We start from the raw sequence: 19279 nt of genomic DNA, 5'->3' as shown, positions 1-19279 counted from the left end.
CTGACGCGGGAACTGGCTTTTCTTCAGGGTAAGCCCTTACCGAAACGTCGCTATCGTTGCCCACGGTCAGCGGCTGCACCCCGGAGCACATGGCTGCGGCAAGACCGCAAAAGCCGGGGCAATCACAGGGAAGGGAAGCATGTTGCGGTTATTTTCGGGGATGCGCATCGGCGCTCGCCTGACAGGGGCGTTTTTGCTGGTGGCGGTAATAGGCGGTGCGATCGGGGCCTTTGGGGTGTGGGGGCTGGCGCGCATCAATGACATGAACGACAGGCTTTACGACACCGAACTGCGCGGCATTTCGGATCTGAAGGAAGCCAACATCAATCTGATCTACGCAGGACGCGCGCGCAATGCATACCTGGGCGCGTCCACCGACCAGGAGCGTCAGGCGCTGCGCAAGCAGTTTGACGACGCGGTCAAGAACATGGATGTGCTGCGCGAGAAGGCTGCCGCGAACTTCTACGAAGAACAGACCAAAAGCCTGTTGGCCCAGTTCGGCGAAACCGAGCAGGTGTGGAAGCGTGAGGCTGCCGCGTTCTTCGATGCGGCCAAGTCGCAGCCCATGACCCAGACCGATCCGCGCGTGGCCGATATCGAAAAGCGTGTCATCGCCTCGTCGCAGAAGCTCGATGACCTGATGACCAACCTGGCCATCAGCAAGGAAAAGGTCGCCGAGCGCTCGGTGGCGGAAGGCACGGCGCTCTACAACACGGTTCGCGCCATCATGATCGCCCTGGCGATCGCGGGCGTGGCCATCGGCATGCTGTTGGGATGGCTGGTGACGCGCGGCATCGTGCGTCCGCTGGGCGAGGCTGTGTCGGCGGCACGGCAGGTGGCCGCGGGCGACCTGACCACCGATATCCGTGTGGTCACGCGCGACGAGACCGGCGACCTGATGGGCGCGCTCAAGGCCATGAATGAAAGCCTGGCCCGCATCGTCAAGGACGTGCGCGACGGCTGCGAGAACATCGCCTCGGCGTCGTCGCAGATTGCGCAGGGCAACGCCGACCTGTCGCAGCGCACGGAAGAGCAGGCATCCTCGCTCGAAGAAACCGCTGCATCGATGGAAGAACTGACCAGCACGGTGCAGCAGAACGCCAACAATGCCAGCGAGGCCGACCGTCTGGTCAGCCAGGCGTCGACCGTCGCTGTGCGCGGCGGCGAGGTTGTCGAGGGCGTGGTGCAGACCATGAGCGCGATCTCGGACAGCTCGCGCCGCATCGCCGACATCACGGGCGTGATCGACGGCATCGCATTCCAGACCAACATCCTGGCGCTCAATGCGGCCGTGGAAGCGGCGCGCGCGGGCGAGCAGGGCCGCGGCTTCGCGGTCGTGGCGGGCGAGGTGCGCACGCTGGCCCAGCGTTCCGCGGTGGCGGCCAAGGAAATCAAGGCCTTGATCGACGAGTCGGTGACGCGCGTCGAAGGTGGCACGCGTCAGGTCGACGAGGCCGGACGCACGATGCGCGAAGTGGTCGACAGCGTACGTCAGGTCGCGACGCTGGTGCGCGAGATCTCGGGCGCATCGGAAGAGCAATCGACCGGTATCGGTCAGGTGAACCAGGCCGTCTCGCAGATGGACACGGTGACCCAGCAGAACGCCGCCCTGGTCGAAGAAGCCGCGGCCGCCGCAGCCAGCATGCAGGAGCAAGCCACGCGTCTCGCGCAGGAAGTGCGCCGTTTCAAGGTGGATGCAAGCGGCGGGTCGGCGGCGCAGCCGCAGGCCCGGCTGATGCCGGCCGAACGCGCGCCGGTGCGCAAGCCCGTCGCGCCGGCAGCCCGTGCGGCGCAGTCGCGGCCTGCGCTGGCGAGCGCTTCGCAGGACGACTGGTCGTCATTCTGAGGTCCGGCCGCGCGGCGATGGACGGCCGTTGACGGCCGTTCCCATCCAAACTTCCGGTTGCGGAACGCTGCATCTTTCGGCTACGGGTCAGGCTGGGATGGTAAGGTTGGCAACTTCCCACGCCGCCCTGTCCCCCTCCATGAGTCTGCCCGACCCCGTCCGCCGCGTCATCGCCCGAACACGCCGGGTCGCGCGCCGCAAGGTGCGTCAGATCAACCGTCTGTCGAAGAAGAGCGTGCAGCTTGGGCTGCTGCTGGGTGGCGCGGCGATGGTGGCGCTCATGTCGCTGGGCTTTACCTATCTGGCCGACAAGGCGCTGGCCTGGAACCGCCAATGGGTCGCCTACAACGGCTGGCTGGCGCTGCTGGTCATGCCGTTCGGGCTTGCCGCCCTGCGCTGGCTCACGCTGCGCTTCGCGCCCAACGCCTCTGGCAGCGGCATTCCCCAGGTTATCGGCGCGTTGTCGCTGCCGCCGGGCCCCAGCCAGAACAGCCTCGTGTCGCTGGCCCAAAGCCTGTGGAAGATTCCGCTGGCATTCTTTGGCATGCTGTGCGGCGCGTCGATCGGCCGTGAAGGGCCCTCCGTGCAGGTGGGCGCGGCCCTGATGCTGGCGTGGGGCGATTTCTGGAAGCGCCGCGGCTTGCAGTTGCGCGGCTTTCACGCCAACGAGCTGATCGCGGCGGGCGCCGCGGGCGGCCTGGCGGCGGCCTTCAACGCGCCGCTGGCCGGCGTGATCTTCGCCATCGAGGAACTGGGGCGGGGCACCGTGCTGCGCTGGCAGCGGCTGGTGCTGATCGGCGTGCTTTCGGCCGGCTTCCTGGTGGTGGCGGTGGAAGGCAACAATCCTTATTTCGGCGTCTTCGCCGGCGCGCCGCTCTCGCAGAACATGGTGATGTGGATCGTCATCTGCGCCGCGCTCAATGGTGCGCTGGGCGGCATCTTCGCCCGCCTGCTGGGCAAGGGGCCGATCGGCGCGGCGCCGCAGTCGTGGCGCGCATGGATCCGCGCGCATCCGATCTGGACGGCGTTTGTCATGGGGCTGGCCCTGGCGGTGATCGGCCTGTGCACGGCAGGCAGCGTGTACGGCACCGGCTATGCCGTGGCGGCCGACCTCCTGAACGGCAAGGACTCGGTGCCGGACGGCTTCGGTCTGGCCAAGCTGGCGGCCACCGTGGCGTCGTACTGGGCGGGCATTCCCGGCGGCATCTTCACGCCGGCGCTGACCACCGGCGCGGGCATCGGTCATCACATCTGGGAGCTGGCGGGCGAGGGCGTCGACCAGCGCGTGCTGGTGCTGCTGTCGATGGCCGCCTTTCTGGCGGCCGCCACGCAGGCGCCGCTGACCGCAAGCGTCGTGGTGATGGAAATGACGGGCAGCCAGCCGATGCTCTTCTGGCTGCTGGTGGGATCATTGCTGGCATCGGGCGTGTCGCGCCAGTTCTGCCCGCAACCGTTCTACCATCTGGCGGCCGGCCGTTTCCGCCGTCAGGCCATCGTCGACGCGGGCCGCGCGGCCAAGTCCGGAGCGCACTGATCCCGGGCATGGCCGCCCGGTTTCGTGCACGCGCGCGCCGGGTAATGTGAACGTCCACTGGACACTGTCCGTGCTGCGGACATCCTGGCCACGCACCAACTTGGCGCGAAACCGCTGCGTTAACATCGTCGGATCCCGAGTTCTTTCACTTCACTCCGAGCTTCCCATGACCGTGAATGCCTTTATCTGTGATGCGATTCGTACCCCCTTCGGCCGCTACGGCGGTGCGCTGGCTTCCGTGCGGCCCGACGATCTGGCTGCCGTAGCCATCAAGGCCCTCGCGGCGCGCAATCCTGGCGTGCGCTGGGAAGAACTCGACGACGCCATCATGGGTTGCGCCAACCAGGCGGGCGAAGACAACCGCAACGTGGCGCGCATGGCCACGCTGCTGGCCGGCCTGCCCGTCGAAGTGCCCGGCGCCACGGTCAACCGTTTGTGCGGTTCGGGTCTGGATGCCATCGGCACCGCCGCGCGCGCCATCCGTGCCGGAGAAGCCGGCCTGATGCTGGCTGGCGGCGTGGAAAGCATGAGCCGCGCCCCGTTCGTGATGGGCAAGGCCGACAGCGCCTACTCGCGCAGCGCCGCCATTTATGACACCACCATCGGCTGGCGTTTCATCAACAAGCTGATGAAGGCGCAGTACGGCGTGGACTCGATGCCCGAGACCGCCGAAAACGTCGCCGACGATTTCAACATCAGCCGCGCCGACCAGGACCTGTTCGCGCTGGCCAGCCAGGAAAAGACCGCGCGCGCCCAGAAGGAAGGCTTCTTCGACGCGGAGATCGTGCCCGTGTCGATCGCCCAGAAGAAGGGCGACCCGATCATCGTCTCCAAGGACGAGCACCCGCGTGAAACGTCGCTGGAGTCGCTGGCCAAGCTCAAGGGCGTGGTCCGCGAAGGCGGCAGCGTCACGGCCGGCAACGCGTCGGGCGTGAACGACGGCGCCGCCGCGCTGCTGCTGGCCGACGAAAAAGCCGCTGCCCGCCATGGCCTGACTCCGCGCGCCCGCGTCGTCGGCATGGCAACCGCCGGTGTCGCGCCGCGCATCATGGGCATCGGTCCGGCGCCCGCCACGCTGAAGGTGCTGGCCCAGACCGGCCTGACGCTGGACCAGATGGACGTGATCGAACTGAACGAAGCCTTTGCCGCGCAAGGTCTGGCCGTGCTGCGTCAACTGGGCATCGCCGACAACGACCCGCGCGTCAACCCCAACGGCGGTGCGATCGCCCTGGGCCACCCGCTGGGCGCCAGCGGCGCGCGTCTGGCCACCACGGCCATCAACCAGCTGCACCGCACCGGCGGCCGCTACGCGCTGTGCACGATGTGCATCGGCGTCGGCCAAGGCATCGCGCTGATCATCGAGCGCGTGTAAAGCGCGTCGAACGCCCGGCGGGGCACATGGCGCTGCCAGGCAAACAACAAGGGAGCCCTCGGGCTCCCTTTGTCATTCAGTACGTCGATGGTCTGCCGAAAAGCTTCAGGGCAGGCCGTCGAGCTTTTTGCCGGCGGCGATGCCGTGCTTGTCGAACCAACCTTGCGCCATTTCCAGCGCGTAGCGCACCGGCTTTTTCGCGCAATGCGGATCTTCGGTCTGGGGCGCCATGTCTTCAATGTTGACGATCGTGCCGTCGTCGGCGATAAAGGCAATCGACAGGGGCAGCAGCGTATTGCGCATCCAGAAGCACTGCACATCCGGGCGGTCGAAGACGAACAGCATGCCGTCGTTGCCGGGCAGCTCTCTGCGGAACATCAGGCCGTCGCGCCGCGTGGCGTCCGTGTCTGCGACTTCCGCGCGGATAATATGGATGCCGGCCGACAGTTGCGTGGTGGGCAGTCGCGGCTGCGGGCCAGTCTGTTGCTGTGCGCTGGCGGGCAGGGGCAGGGCGGCGGTTGCGATCGCGAGGGCTGCGGCGGCGATCACCGACACCTTGCGGCCGGCCGCGGTGCCCGCTGACGATGCTTTGGTAAACGTTGTTTTGAACAGCGTGTGAACAATGGGAAACAAAACGGCAATCTTCAGCATGGCCCGGCGGAGTAATAAGAAAATAACAAGGCGGGGCCCGAAAGCCCCGCCTGCATAATGGCGCAACCTAACCGTTGCGCTTTAAAGGGTAACTCAGGCAGCCGTAATATTGAGCGCCTGTTTACCTTTAGGCCCCTGGATAATCTCGAAGGCCACTTTCTGGCCTTCTTTCAGGGTTTTAAAACCATTCATCTGGATGGACGAGAAGTGGGCGAACAGATCTTCACCGCCATCGTCGGGCGTAATGAAGCCAAACCCCTTTGCATCGTTGAACCATTTGACGGTGCCCGTCGATTTGGGATTGTCCCCTTGGACGGCGGTTGCGGTCGTATCAGACATGCGGCCTGCCTCATTGAATCGTATGTTGACAGAAGGGCATTGTGGTCTAGACCCCTGTCCCCCCTCCGGCTTCCTGGCAGATTTTCGGTAAATTGAAAACCCCAGAATGCGTGGATAATGCGCCGCTTTTCTTGACCTAGTCAAGTATGGATACTACGTATTTCTGCGTGTAATTTTCAGTAAGTTGAGTGGTTGCCGTCCCCAGTTTAAATAGAATACCCGCCCTATGAGTTCTACCTTGGATTCCCAGCATGACTTGGTCGTCGAGAAGGCGCCGGCACGCACTGCGCCGCCGCCGATGTACCAGGTGCTGCTGCTCAACGACGACTACACCCCGATGGAGTTCGTCGTGAAAGTGCTGCAGAAATTCTTCAATAAGAATCAGGAAGAGGCGACGCGGATCATGCTGCAAGTGCATCACGAAGGCCGAGGCGTCTGCGGGGTTTACCCGCGTGACCTGGCCGCCACGCGCATTGCGCAGGTCGGACAATATGCGCGGGCGCGTCAGCACCCGCTGCAGTGCGTGATGGAACCAGTTTGATTTCGACAAAATACAGCGCCGCCAGCAATGGCGGCGTTGTGCTGCCGGTTGCATCCCGGGTTCCGGGATGAACGGTTTTGCCGCGTAACGGGAAGCGCGCGGCACATGCGGGTCGGCAGCTCCGCCGCTAAGGAGCGTTGTGTTCTAGTGGGCGGGGAGGTTTCGCCGTGAGTGGAAAGTTCAACAAGACCTGGTTGGCCGTAGCCGGGGTCGCGGTGTTGGCCGGCGCCATTGGCGTGGGCTGGTGGATGGGCAAGGGGCAGCAGCCGGCAAGTCCGGCAGCGGTTCCAGCGGCGCAGACGGCAACCGCCACGGCCGCGCAGGCGCCGAGCAGCGCGGCGCCAACGCTGCCTGCCACCGCAACGGTGGGCGCCGCAGATCCCTTCGCAGCGCTCAATTGCCAGCCTCGCCAATACAACGATGCCTTGTCGCTGGCCGTGACCTTCACGCAGCCGGTGGATGCCAAGAGCAATCTGGACGCTTTCCTTCAGGTGACCGATACGGGATCCACGGCCGGCAAGGCCGACGAGGACAGCGAATCGGCCGCCACGCCGGGCCAGCAGCCGGCCTCGGTGCGTCCTGGCGATTCCGCGCCCAAGGGCAAGATACTCAAGGGCAACTGGGTCGTCGGCGACAACCCGCGCGTGGTGTACTTCCCCTATGTGCAGCCGCAGCGCTCCTATGCCATCACGGTCCGTTCGGGCCTGCCGGGCGCGGGCGACAAGGTCGCGCTGACCGAGGCGTCGCATTGCGAAGTCAGCACGCAGGCCATGCCGCCGTCGTTCTACTTCGCGAGCCGCGGCGTGGTGCTGCCGGCTGGCCAGAACGGCGGTCTGCCGGTGGCGACGGTCAACGTGCCCGAGGTCGACGTGCAGTTCCTGCGCGTGTCCCCCGACCGCGTGCCCGAACTCTTCGACGCTGTCCTGGGCGTGGGTCGCACGCCCGCCGCCTCGGAAGACGAGGACGACGGCAACTATGACGAGAACGACTGGCGCTATGCCGGCAATCGCAGCCTGAAGGGCTCGGTCAGCAACTGGGACCTGGACCGGCTGAATTCGCTGACGACCAGCGTTTATCAAGGCCGTTTCGTCACCGACGACAAGCCGAATCGCCGCCATGTCACGTTCCTGCCCGTCGAGGGCATCAAGGAACTGCAGGAGCCGGGCATCTACGTTGCGGTCATGAGCCAGCCGGGCCGTTTCCGCTACGAATATCAAGTCACCTATTTCTATGTCAGCGACATCGGGCTGCACGCACGCCGCTACAGCGACCGCATCGAAGCGTATTCGGTGTCGCTGAAGTCCGGCCAGGCCATCTCGGGCGCCGTGTTTGAACTGGTGGACGGCGCCGGCAAGCCGCTGGCCAAGGCCGCCGCCGATGCGCAGGGCCATGTCCGCTTTGACGGCAGCTTTGCCAATGCCCGCGTCATCCGCGCTTCGCGCGACAAGGAAATGACCGTGCTGGCGCTGGGCGAGCCGGCGCTGGACCTGTCCGAGTTCGATACGGGCGGCCACGCATCGCGCGCGAACAATCTGTTCGTCTACGCCGGCCGCAACCTGTACCGCCCCGGCGAAACGTTCCACGTATCGGTGTTGCCGCGCGACCTGGACGGCCGCGTGCTGACGCCGTCGCCGCTGACCGCGACCCTCAAGCGTCCGGATGGCCGCACAATGCAGACCGCGCTGTGGCAACCGCAGAAGGATCTGCCCGGCTATGTCGAGCGCGCGATCGATCTGCCGCTGGATGCGCAGACCGGCACGTGGCTGCTGGAACTGCGCGTGGATCCGTCCTCGCGCGCCCCGGATGCCTCGTGGAAGTTTCAGGTCGAGGAGTTCCTGCCCGAACGCATGAAGATGGCGCTGACCTCGGGCCAGGACGTGCTGTCCCCCGACGAGGAACTGACCGTCGATGTGCAGGGCGACTACCTGTACGGCGCGCCAGCCGCGGGCAACCGCCTCTTGGCGACGTTCCAGGTCAAGCGTGACCGCTTTGCGCTGGCCCAGCAATGGCCGGGCTTCATCTTTGGCGATGTGGCCGACGACACGCGCCGCAGCTTCGGCGAACTGCCGGAGTCCGCGCTGGACGACAAGGGCCGCGCGCAGCTCGACGTGAACCCGAACGCCGCCGGCACGCATTCGCCCATGAAGGTCCGGGTGTCGGCCAGCCTGCTGGAATCCGGCGGCCGCCCGGTGGTCCGCTCCATCGAGCGCACCGTCTGGCCCGCCGACAAGTTGATCGCCGTCCGTCCGCAGTTCGACAGCGACGTGGCACGCGAGAACTCGCCGGCCGGTTTTGAAGTGATCCGCGCCAACGCGCAAGGCAAGATCGAACCGCTCGCCCAGGCGCAGATGCGTCTGTTCCGCGAAGAGCGCCAGTACTACTGGCGGTTCGACGACCAGCGCGGCTGGAACAGCGGCTACACCGAAACCGAAGAACTGGTCGACTCGCGCGAGATCGCGCTGAACGATCGCTCCCAACTGACCGTCCCGGTCAAGTGGGGCCGCTACCGTCTGGAAATCACGGATCCGGAAACCGGCGAGACGATGCGCTATCGCTTCTATGCCGGTTGGAACGCGCAGGACGCCGATGCCATGGGCAACCGTCCCGACCGCGTGCAGATGAAGCTGGAAGGCGTGCCCGCCAAGCCGGGCGACACCGTCAAGCTTACGCTGACGCCGCCGCATGATGGGCAGGCGCTCATCACCGTCGAAGGCGACCGCATGCTGTGGTCCAAATGGGTGGCCGTTAAGGCCACTGGCACCGAGGTCGAGATTCCGGTCGACAAGGAATGGAAGCGTCACGACCTGTACGTGGCTGCGGCAGTGTTCCGCCCGGGCAGCGAGGGTGACCGCGTCACGCCGGCCCGCGCGCTGGGCCTGGCGTTCCTGCCGATCGCCAGCGCCGACCGCAAGCTGGACGTCAAGCTCACCGCCGCGCCCAAGGCCGTGCCGGAAACCAAGACGACCGTGCGCGTCAAGGTTGACGGCGCGCAGGGCAAGCAGGCGATGGTGACGCTGTCCGCGGTCGACGTGGGCATTCTCAACATCAACCAGTACGCCACGCCCGATCCGCTGGATTACTTCTTCGGCAAGCACCGCTACGCGCCCGAATTGCTGGACATGTACGGCAAGCTCATCGAGAAGATGGACGGCACCAAGGGCAAGCTGAAGTGGGGTGGTGACGCCGCGATGCGCGGCGACAGCAAGAGCCTGCCCAAGAAGGTCAAGCTGGTGGATCTGTTCTCTGGCCCCGTTGCGCTCAACGCGCAGGGCGAGGCGGACATCCCGCTGGACCTGCCCGACTTCAACGGCACGTTGCGCCTGATGGCCGTGGCGTTCACGCCCGACAACTACGGCAGCACCGACGCCGAAATGGTCGTGGCCGCGCCGATCGTGGCGGAACTGAACACCCCGCGTTTCATCACGCCGGGCGACCAGGCCGCCATCGCGCTGGACGTCACCAACCTGAGCGGCGCCGAGCAGAAGATCTCGGTCAAGCTCGAGGCCCTGGATCCGCTGGCCATCGTTGATGGCGTGCGCACCGTCACGCTGAAAGACAAGCAGCGCACGACGTTGCGCTTCACGGCGACGACCACCGGTTCCTACGGCCTGGGTCTGATGCGCCTGACGGTAGACGGGCAGGGCGGCGCCAAGCCGGTGCACATCGTGCGCGAGTCCGTGCTGCAGGTGCAGCCGGCGCACGCGCCCGAGCGCCAGGTCCGGCGTCTGCGCCTGAATCCGGGCGAGTCGCAATCGGCGCAGGCTTCTTGGGTCGCGTCCTACTACCCGGACTCGACGACCGTCAGCCTGACCGTGTCCAACCGACCGCCGTTCAACGTCAACCGCCTGGTCGAGGACCTGCTCAACTATCCCTATGGATGCACCGAGCAGACCATCAGCGCGACCATGCCGTGGGTGATGCTGGATGAGGATGCCGCCAAGCAGTTCGGCCTGAAGCCGCGCACCGAGGCCGAACGCGCCGCCAAGGTCGCGGGCGCCATCGGCCGCCTGTCGGGCATGCGCAACTCGGTCGGTTCGTACAACCTCTGGAGCGGCGCGTCCTCGCGCGATGTGTGGCTGACGGCCTATGCCGTGGGCTTCATGCAGGACGCCCGGGATCGTGGTTTCGACGTGCCCGAGGCTTCGCTGGACCGCTCGCGGACCTGGCTGCTGGAACAGGTGCAGCAGAGCGCGGGCGCATTCGGCACGTGGTCGGCCAACCTGCGCCGCAACGTCGAGGCCAACCGCATCGACAGCAGCGACGCCAACGTGCTGCGCGAAGACCATCGCCGCTTCGCGGGCCTGGCCACCGCCGCACTCGTGCTGGCGCGCGACAAGAAGGCGCCGCTGTCGACCGTGCGTCAGCTTTTCGACAACTACCAGGAACGCGCGCGCTCGCCGCTGCCGTTGGTGCAACTGGCCGCCGCCTTCAAGCTGATGGGCGATGAAGGGCGCATGAAGCAGGCGCTCGACCTGGCCATGGCGCGCGCCTACGGCATCAACATCAACAACCGCAGCAGCGCCTACTACGACGAATGGATGGGCGATTACGGCAGCAGCGTGCGCGACTACGCGCTGTCCTACGCGCTGGTCTCGCAGTACGAGCTGCGCCATGAGCGCAGTGAAAACCTGCTGACGCAGCTCTCCAGCCGCCTGGGCAACCGTTCGTACCTGTCCACGCAGGAACAGATGGCCCTGCTGCTGGCCGCGCGTGCCGCGGGCGGCAGCAAGAACACGCCATGGGAAGCGGTGCTGACCGTCAACGGCGAGCGCAAGCCGCTGACCGGCGGCAAGAGCGACCAGACGGTCTCGCTGTCGGCCGCGGATCTGGCGGGTACGCAGTTGCAGAACACCGGCAGCCAGTCCTTGTTTGTCGAATACGACATCCAGGGCAGCCCGACCGCGACCCCCGCGCCGCGCAACGACATCATCCAGCTCAAGCGCGGCTGGTACCGTCCGGACGGCCGTCCGTGGGATGGCGGCACCCTGCAGACCGGCGACATGCTGGTGGTGTGGGTGCAGGCCAGCGCCAACCAGAACATCCCGGACGGGCTGCTGGTTGACCGCGTGCCGGCAGGCTTCGAGGTCGAAAACCTCAATCTGTCGCAGAGCCCGGAGATGCAGGACTGGTCGATTGGCGGACGCCGCGTGGCCGACGCAATGTCGGATTCCAACGTCAAGCATCGCGAGTTCCGCGACGACCGCTACGTCGCGGCGGTATCGCTGGGCCGTGGCAAGGTGGACGTGTTCTATCTGGTGCGCGTCGTGACGCCGGGCCGCTACGCGGTGCCGTCGACGGTGGCCGAGGATATGTACCGGCCGGAAATCCGCGGCGTGGGTGAGCAATGGAGCACGGTCGAAATCCGCGATCGCGGCGCCAAGCGTCCTTGAACGCCGCCGCTGCTTCCGGGGCGGGCGCATCGCGCGCCCGCCGCTGGCGGCGGCGCGGCATCATCGCGGCCAGCGCGTTGTCAGCGCTGGCCGCGTTGTTATTCGCGCTCGACCGTCTGTATCCGCTGCCCCCCATCGACTCGGGCGGGGCGGCGGTTGTCGTGGCGGCCGACGGCACGCCGCTGCGCAACTATCCCAGCCGCGACGGCATCTGGCGCTACCCGGTCCAGCCGGATCAGGTCTCGCCCCGCTATCTTGAAACGCTGCTTACCTATGAGGACCGCTGGTTTTACTGGCACCCCGGGGTGAACCCGGTGGCGCTTGCGCGCGCGGGCTGGCAATGGGCCACCAACCGCCGCATCGTGTCCGGCGGATCCACGCTGACCATGCAGGTGGCGCGGCTGATCGATCCGCAACTGGCGGGCAAGCCGTCGCGCACGATGTCGGCCAAGCTGCGGCAGGCGTGGCGCGCCGTGCAGCTTGAAATGCACTACAGCAAGGACGAGATCCTTTCCCTGTACCTGACGCATGCCCCCATGGGCGGCATCGTCGAAGGCGTGGAAATGGGTTCGCGGCTGTGGCTGGGCAAGCCGGCCCGCGATCTGGGTCCGGCCGAGGCCGCCATGCTCACTGCCTTGCCGCAGGCGCCGTCGCGGCTGCGTCCCGACCGCCACCCCGAGGCCGCCCAGGCCGCCCGCGACAAGGTGCTTGACCGTATGGCCGAACTGGGCCGCTGGACCCCGGCCGAGGTCGCCGACGCCAAGATCGAGACGGTCATTGCGCCGCCGCTGCGAGCGCGCTGGCTGGCGCCGCTGGCGGCCCAGCGCCTGCTGCTGGAGGCGGGCGGCGCGCGCCGTGCCGGCGACCGCCCGCCGCTTGTCACGTCGACGCTGGACGCCGACATGCAGGCATCGGTGGAACAAATGTTGCTGGACCGGGTCGATAACCTTCCGCCCAAGGTGTCGATGGCCGTGCTCGTCATGGACAACGACTCCCTGGAGATCAAGGCCTATGCCGGATCGGCGGATTTTTCGGACGATTCGCGGTACTCGCACGTCGACATGGTGCGCGGCGTGCGGTCGCCGGGCTCGACGCTCAAGCCGTTTCTGTATGCCCAGGCGCTGGACGAGGGACTGATCCATTCGGAAAGTCTGCTGATGGACGCGCCGATGTCGTTCGGCGGTTATGCGCCCGGCAATTTCCAGGCCGCCTTCGCGGGGCCGATCAGTGTGGCGCAGGCGTTGCAACGGTCGCTGAATGTGCCCGCCGTGGACCTGCTGGACCGGGTCGGGCCGGTCAGTTTTGCCTCGGTTATGCTGGCAGGCGGCGTGAAGTTACGTATGCCCGCGGGCGCCGAGCCAAATCTGAGCTTGATTTTGGGCGGGGGTGGCACCACATTGGAAGAACTGGTCGGCGCTTATCGCGCGTTGGCCCGGGACGGTGTCTCGGGGCGGCCCCGTCTCAGGCCGGAGCAGCCCCTTGTCGAGTCCCGTATGATGAGTCCTGGCGCGGCCTGGATCGTCCGGGACATCCTCGAAGGCGGTGGACACCCGGACCGGCCGTTTTACCAGTCGGGCAATCCCGGCCGGCAACTGGCCTGGAAAACCGGGACCAGTTTCGGTTTCCGGGACGCCTGGGCAATCGGTGTGACCGACAGATGGACGATCGGCGTATGGGTCGGCAGGCCCGACGGTACGCCGAATCCGGGATTTTTCGGGGCGAATGTGGCGGCGCCGCTACTGCAAGATATCGTGGCGGCATTGCCCGAAGGCGCCCAGCAAGTCCGCGTCAGGCCCGAAACGGTGCAGGCGGTGGTGACATGCTGGCCCCTGGGTTACAGGCTGGGCAGCGAGCCCTCGGGCACGTGTCCCGAGCAGCGCGCGGCCTGGATGCTCAATGAAACGGCGCCGCCGTCGTTTGCCGGTTATGCCGATGCCACCCAGGGACCGCTGCGGCTCGGTGGCGTGGCCAACGGCTCGGTGCTGCGGCCCGTGCCCGGCATGCGGCAAGTCGCGCTGGACGTTGATGTCCAGGGCGCTGAAGGCGAAGTATGGTGGATGCTCGATGGTCGTGTCGCAAGTCATGGCGCCGCGGGTCATCCGTTTAATTTGGTGCTGGCGCACGACGGCCGGTATACGCTAACCGTCATGGATACACATGGCCGGCACGACAGTGTGGTTTTTGAAATCGCTGGCGTTACGCCATGATCGGCATAGAATATGAATCGTGTATTAGCCCGCTTCGATGCGTTACGGAGGAAGCGTGATTTCTCAAGAGCTTGAAGTCAGCCTGCATATGGCTTTCGTCGAGGCCCGTTCGGCCCGGCACGAATTTATTACCGTCGAGCATCTGCTGTTGGCGTTGCTCGACAACGCTTCGGCGGTCGAGGTCCTGCGCGCCTGCGCGGCCAACCTGGATGACCTGCGCCGCAACCTGCGCCAGTTCGTTTCGGAAAATACGCCGGTAATTCCCAGTGGCGCCGAAGTCGACACGCAGCCCACGTTGGGTTTCCAGCGCGTCATTCAGCGCGCGATCATGCATGTCTCCGCCGGCGGCACGGGCAAGAAGCCCGTGACGGGCGCGAACGTGCTGGTGGCCATTTTTGGCGAAAAGGACTCGCACGCCGTGTACTACCTGCAACAGCAGGGCGTCACGCGCCTGGACGTGGTCAATTTCCTGTCCCATGGCATTACCAAACAGCCGCAGGTGGAGTCCGCCGCCGTGCAGAAAGAGCAACAGCCCAATGGTGAAGAGCAGGGCGATTCGCGTCAGTCGCCGCTGGATCAGTACGCCACCGACCTGAACGCCGCCGCGCTGGCCGGCCGCATCGATCCCCTGATCGGCCGCGAGCACGAAGTCGAGCGCGTCATTCAGGTGTTGTGCCGCCGCCGCAAGAACAACCCGCTTCTGGTGGGCGAGGCCGGCGTGGGCAAGACCGCCATCGCGGAAGGCCTGGCCTGGCGCATCACGCGCGGCGAAGTGCCCGAAGTCCTGCAGGCCGCTCAGGTCTTTTCGCTGGACATGGGCGCGCTGCTGGCCGGCACCAAGTACCGCGGCGATTTCGAACAGCGTCTGAAAGGCGTGCTCAAGCAGATCCGCGGCAATCCCGATGCGATCCTGTTCATCGACGAAATTCACACGCTGATCGGCGCCGGTTCCGCGTCGGGCGGCACGCTGGATGCCTCCAACCTGCTCAAGCCGGCCTTGTCGTCGGGGCAGTTGAAGTGCATCGGCGCAACCACCTACACCGAATACCGCGGCGTCTTCGAGAAAGACCACGCGCTGTCGCGCCGGTTCCAGAAGATCGACGTACCCGAGCCCAGCATCGAACAGACCGTGCAGATTCTTCGCGGCCTGAAGAGCCGCTTCGAAGAGCACCACAGCGTGCGTTATTCGGCTGCGGCGCTGTCGGCTGCGGCCGAACTGTCGGCGCGCTTCATCAACGACCGCCACCTGCCTGACAAGGCCATCGACGTGATCGACGAGGCCGGCGCCGCGCAGCGTCTGCTGCCGCGTTCGCGCCAGAAAAAGGTAATCGGCAAGGTCGATATCGAGAACATCGTTTCCAAGATCGCGCGCATCCCGCCGCAGTCCGTCTCCAACGACGACCGCAGCAAGCTCGCCACGCTGGACCGCGACCTCAAGACGGTGGTATTTGGTCAGGATGGCGCTATTGACGCGCTGTCCGCCGCCATCAAGATGGCGCGCTCGGGCCTGGGCAAACCGGAAAAGCCGATCGGCGCTTTCCTGTTGTCGGGCCCCACGGGCGTCGGCAAGACCGAAGTCGCGCGTCAGTTGGCATTCACGCTGGGCGTCGAACTGCTGCGTTTCGACATGTCGGAATACATGGAACGCCACGCGGTGTCGCGCCTGATCGGCGCGCCGCCGGGCTACGTGGGTTTCGACCAGGGCGGCCTGCTCACCGAGGCGATCACCAAGCAGCCGCATTGCGTGCTGCTGCTCGACGAAATCGAAAAGGCGCACCCGGATGTTTTCAACATCCTGCTGCAGGTCATGGACCACGGCACGCTGACCGACAACAACGGCCGCAAGGCAGACTTCCGCAACGTCATTCTCATCATGACGACCAACGCGGGCGCCGAGACCTTGAACCGTCCGTCGATCGGTTTCGCGAATTCGCGGATGGTGGGCGACGAAATGGCGGAAATCCGCCGCATGTTCACCCCTGAATTCCGCAACCGCCTGGACGCGATCATTCCCTTTGCCGCGCTGGACCACGAGGTCATCATGCGCGTGGTGGACAAGTTCCTCATGCAGCTTGAAGACCAGTTGCACGAACGTCGCGTGGAAGCCGTATTCACCTCGCGCCTGCGTGAACACCTTGCCAAGGAGGGGTTCGATCCGCTGATGGGCGCGCGTCCCATGCAACGCCTTATCCAGGACACCATCCGGCGCGCGCTGGCCGACGAGCTGCTGTTTGGCAAGCTGGTCGACGGCGGCTCGGTCACAGTGGATCTGGACGAGTCGGGCAAGGTTACGCTGGACTTTGACGACAGCGGCAAGCCGCCTTCGTCGGACGCGCCGGACAAGCAGGAAGTCGAACTCGTCGACTGATGACCGCGGACCGCCAGCCGCTGATCGAATGCGAACACTGCGCAAGCATTTATCGCCGACATCAGCTTGAACCTGGCGAGACCGCCAATTGTGCCCGCTGCGGTGCCGTCCTCTGGCGCTACAGCGGGCTTACTTTGTCCAATTGGCTGGCGCTCGCCATCACCGCCCTGATCGTCTTCGGGGTGGCCAATGCCTACCCGGTCGCTTCGATGTCCGTGCAGGGCATGGTGCAGCAGGCTTCTCTGCTGGACTCCATTTCCATTACCTGGCGCCAGGGCCATTGGCTCGTGTCCATCATGACCGGGTTGGCGGGCTTCGCGCTGCCGCTTCTGCAACTGATCGTGCTGCTGTGGGTGCTGGGCCCGTTGTCCCGGGGCCGCGAACCGGCGGATTTCCACGCCGCCATGCGCCTGTTGGGCGTCTTGCGCCCATGGTGCATGGTGCCCGTGTTTCTGTTGGGCGTGCTGGTCGCCGTGGTGAAACTGGCGGGGATGGCCGCGGTCGCGCCGGGCATCGGCCTGGCCGCGTTCGGCGTCCTGACCGTGCTGCTCACGATTCTGGGCAGGTTGTCGCCCCATGTGTTGTGGCGGTATGCCGAATCCGTCGGCGTGGTGCCCGTGCATGTGCCCGAAGCCGGGCCCGACGTCGTGTTGACCGGTTGCCACGTTTGCGGCCAGGTGCAGGCCCTGCCGCGGGACGCCGATCCCGAGGCGCACCATCACTGCGTGCGCTGCGACGCGGTGGTGCATTACCGCAAGCCCGATCACGTGGCGCGCACATGGGCGCTGTTGCTGGCGGCCGTGGTGTTCTACATTCCCGCGAACGTGCTGCCGGTGATGAAAGTCAATTCGCTGCTCGGCGACAGCGCCCACACCATTCTGGGCGGCGTCGTGGAACTCTGGCAGATGGGCTCATGGGACATTGCGCTGATCGTGTTCATCGCCAGCGTGGCGGTGCCGCTGACCAAACTGTTGGCGTTGATCCTGTTGTTGCTTACTGAACAATGGCGTAGCACAACCAATCTGGGGGCGCGTACGCGGTTGTATCAGATGGTTGAATTCATTGGCCAGTGGTCGATGCTGGATGTATTTGTCGTTATATTGCTGGCGGCGCTGGCCGACTTTCAGGGCTTGATGGAAATCAGCGCCGGTGCGGGCGCTGCCGCGTTCGGCGTGGTCGTCATCCTGACCATGCTGGCGGCCATGAGCTTCGACCTGCGCCGTAGCTGGGACCTTGAAGGTCAGACCGAGATTGAATCAGCGCCGGTGGAGGGCCGGCATGCGCCGGTGTCCGTCTCCGGCAAGCAAGTGGGCTAGGAAAGGCCTCCCGCCGTTGTTTTCCGCTCAGAAAAGGAAAAAGTAGATGTCCGAGCAAGCCCCCGGATCTGGTGAAGAGAAGTTCGCGTCGCCCGCGATCTCGCGCAAGAAGAAAAGCCGGATCTCCTGGATCTGGCTGGTCCCCGTTGTTGCCGCGTTGATGGGCCTGTCGCTGGTCGTGCGGACCTGGATGCAGGCCGGGCCCGACATTTCCATCTCTTTCAATACTGCCGAGGGTCTGGAGGTGGGCAAGACCCAACTTCGCTACAAGGACGTGAACATCGGCACGGTCAAATCCATTGGTTTTAATTCCGACCGCAGCAAGGTGGTTGTCAAAGCCGAGCTGTCCAAGCAGGTCTCTGACCTGGCGCGCGAAGGCACCAACTTCTGGGTGGTGCGGCCGCGGCTGGACGTAAGCGGTGTCTCGGGACTGGGCACCTTGCTGTCGGGCGCCTACATCGGCGTGGACGCGGAAGAGGGCAAGGACGGCAGCAACCGCGCCACCAAGCTGTCTTTCGAAGGCCTGGAAACCCCGCCCGCCGTGACCCATGATCGCGCGGGCAAGCGTTTCATGCTCAAGGCCTCGGACCTGGGCTCGCTCGATATCGGCTCSCCCGTGTATTACCGCCGCATCAACGTGGGCCGCGTGATCGGCTACGCCCTGGACGAGAACGGCAGTGCCGTGAACGTCGAGGTGTTTGTCGATGCACCCAACGACAAGTTCGTCACCAATGGCACCCGCTTCTGGAACGCCAGCGGGGTGGACTTCAGTGTCAACGCCGACGGCCTGAAGGTGCGCACGCAATCGCTCGTGTCGATGGCGGTGGGCGGCGTGGCGTTCGCGTCCGTGCAGAACGCCCGCGATGGCGAAGCGCCCGCCAAACCCGACGCCGAGTTCGACCTGTACGCCACCGAGGCTGCTGCCAAGGCCAACCCGGACGGCGAAGCCTTCCCGATCCGCATGCGCTTTGACCAGTCGATCCGCGGGCTGACCGTGGGTGCGCCTGTCGACTTCAACGGCATCACGTTGGGCGACGTCACGCAGATCACGCTGGACTTCGATCCCGCCACCAAGCGCTTCTATTCGCTGGTGGACGCCACCCTGTATCCGGAGCGGCTGGGCCGCGTCTACGAAGAGGTGCGCGAGCGTGCGATCAAGGACGGCGATGTGGCGGGCGGCCGCTTGCTGGGCGTGATGGTCAAGCATGGCCTGCGCGCACAACTGCGCACGGCCAACCTGCTGACCGGCCAGCTCTACGTGGTGCTGGACAACGTGCCGAACGCCAAGCCCGTCGAGTTCGTGATGTCCGAGCCCGCAATGATCCCGACGGTGCCGGGCAACCTGGATCAGCTCCAGCAGCAGGTCACCAACATCGTCACCAAGATCGAGAAGATTCCGTTCGACAAGATCGGCGAGGACCTGCGCGCCACGCTGGCCAGCACGTCCAAACTCATGAACCGCCTGGACAAGCAGGTGGCGCCCGAAGCGCAGAAGGCGCTCAAGGCGGCCAAGGACTCGATGGCGAACATCAACTCGCTGCTGGCCTCCGACGCCTCGCTGCCGGTCAATACCGAACGGGCGATGCAGGAACTGAGCCGGGCGGCGCGTTCGCTGCGCGCGCTGGCCGACTTCCTGCAATCCAATCCCGAAGCCCTGCTGCGCGGCAGAGGTGAAGACCCCATCCCGGGCGCCGGCCCAGTCAGGAACTAGACGC

The 19279-nt window shown here is 65.6% G+C and carries 11 protein-coding genes; 9 read left to right on the top strand and 2 right to left on the bottom strand.

All coding sequences use genetic code 11. The features are described 5' to 3' along the window. Positions 1 to 139 precede the first annotated feature (139 nt). The 3 genes from ASD71_RS09790 to pcaF all read left to right on the top strand — a co-directional run bounded on the left by ASD71_RS09790 (position 140) and on the right by pcaF (position 4752). Positions 140 to 1846 (top strand): methyl-accepting chemotaxis protein, encoded by a 1707-nt coding sequence (locus ASD71_RS09790; RefSeq protein ID WP_056562641.1) that lies wholly within the window; start codon positions 140 to 142, stop codon positions 1844 to 1846. A gap of 139 nt (positions 1847 to 1985) precedes the next feature. Further along, positions 1986 to 3380, top strand: a complete 1395-nt coding sequence (locus ASD71_RS09785; protein WP_056562637.1) for a chloride channel protein — start codon at positions 1986 to 1988, stop codon at positions 3378 to 3380. A 166-nt stretch (positions 3381 to 3546) separates the two neighbouring features. After that, complete coding sequence (gene pcaF, locus ASD71_RS09780) at positions 3547 to 4752, top strand: 3-oxoadipyl-CoA thiolase (protein ID WP_056562633.1); 1206 nt, start codon at positions 3547 to 3549, stop codon at positions 4750 to 4752. Positions 4753 to 4857: 105 nt separating this feature from the next. Here the strand turns inward: pcaF and ASD71_RS09775 are convergent, their stop codons facing one another. After that, positions 4858 to 5403, bottom strand: a complete 546-nt coding sequence (locus tag ASD71_RS09775; protein ID WP_200949374.1) for a DUF192 domain-containing protein — start codon at positions 5401 to 5403, stop codon at positions 4858 to 4860. A 93-nt stretch (positions 5404 to 5496) separates the two neighbouring features. Then, complete coding sequence (locus ASD71_RS09770; protein ID WP_006220277.1) at positions 5497 to 5742, bottom strand: cold-shock protein; 246 nt, start codon at positions 5740 to 5742, stop codon at positions 5497 to 5499. Between the two features lie 226 nt (positions 5743 to 5968). Here ASD71_RS09770 and clpS point away from each other — a divergent pair, with 226 nt between their 5' ends. The 6 genes from clpS to ASD71_RS09740 all read left to right on the top strand — a co-directional run bounded on the left by clpS (position 5969) and on the right by ASD71_RS09740 (position 19275). Beyond that, positions 5969 to 6283 carry an ATP-dependent Clp protease adapter ClpS gene (gene clpS, locus ASD71_RS09765; protein WP_056562630.1) on the top strand — a complete coding sequence of 105 codons (315 nt, stop codon included), beginning with the start codon at positions 5969 to 5971 and terminating at the stop codon, positions 6281 to 6283. Between the two features lie 167 nt (positions 6284 to 6450). After that, complete coding sequence (locus ASD71_RS09760; protein WP_082578844.1) at positions 6451 to 11673, top strand: MG2 domain-containing protein; 5223 nt, start codon at positions 6451 to 6453, stop codon at positions 11671 to 11673. After that, positions 11670 to 13880, top strand: coding sequence for a penicillin-binding protein 1C (gene pbpC, locus ASD71_RS09755; RefSeq protein ID WP_056562627.1), 2211 nt, complete (start codon positions 11670 to 11672; stop codon positions 13878 to 13880). Before ASD71_RS09760 ends, pbpC begins: the two co-directional genes overlap by 4 nt. A 55-nt stretch (positions 13881 to 13935) precedes the next feature. Beyond that, positions 13936 to 16248: an ATP-dependent Clp protease ATP-binding subunit ClpA gene (gene clpA, locus ASD71_RS09750; protein ID WP_056566700.1), complete on the top strand. Its 2313-nt coding sequence runs from the start codon at positions 13936 to 13938 to the stop codon at positions 16246 to 16248. Further along, complete coding sequence (locus tag ASD71_RS09745) at positions 16248 to 17564, top strand: paraquat-inducible protein A (protein WP_056562624.1); 1317 nt, start codon at positions 16248 to 16250, stop codon at positions 17562 to 17564. Before clpA ends, ASD71_RS09745 begins: the two co-directional genes overlap by 1 nt. A 46-nt stretch (positions 17565 to 17610) precedes the next feature. Beyond that, positions 17611 to 19275, top strand: coding sequence for an intermembrane transport protein PqiB (locus ASD71_RS09740; RefSeq protein ID WP_056562622.1), 1665 nt, complete (start codon positions 17611 to 17613; stop codon positions 19273 to 19275). Positions 19276 to 19279: the final 4 nt, after the last annotated feature.

The sequence above is a fragment of the Achromobacter sp. Root565 genome, assembly GCF_001427425.1.
Taxonomy (GTDB): domain Bacteria; phylum Pseudomonadota; class Gammaproteobacteria; order Burkholderiales; family Burkholderiaceae_B; genus Achromobacter; species Achromobacter spanius_D.
The sequence above is the reverse complement of the archived record's forward strand: the minus strand, read 5'-3'. Positions and strand labels throughout refer to the sequence as shown.

Coding starts and splice junctions, on each gene's coding strand:
- ASD71_RS09790 (WP_056562641.1), top strand. CDS start 140: ATGTTGCGGTTATTTTCGGGGATGCGCATCGGCGCTCGCCTGACAGGG.
- ASD71_RS09770 (WP_006220277.1), bottom strand. CDS start 5,742: ATGTCTGATACGACCGCAACCGCCGTCCAAGGGGACAATCCCAAATCG.
- clpS (WP_056562630.1), top strand. CDS start 5,969: ATGAGTTCTACCTTGGATTCCCAGCATGACTTGGTCGTCGAGAAGGCG.
- ASD71_RS09775 (WP_200949374.1), bottom strand. CDS start 5,403: ATGCTGAAGATTGCCGTTTTGTTTCCCATTGTTCACACGCTGTTCAAA.
- ASD71_RS09745 (WP_056562624.1), top strand. CDS start 16,248: ATGACCGCGGACCGCCAGCCGCTGATCGAATGCGAACACTGCGCAAGC.
- pcaF (WP_056562633.1), top strand. CDS start 3,547: ATGACCGTGAATGCCTTTATCTGTGATGCGATTCGTACCCCCTTCGGC.
- ASD71_RS09785 (WP_056562637.1), top strand. CDS start 1,986: ATGAGTCTGCCCGACCCCGTCCGCCGCGTCATCGCCCGAACACGCCGG.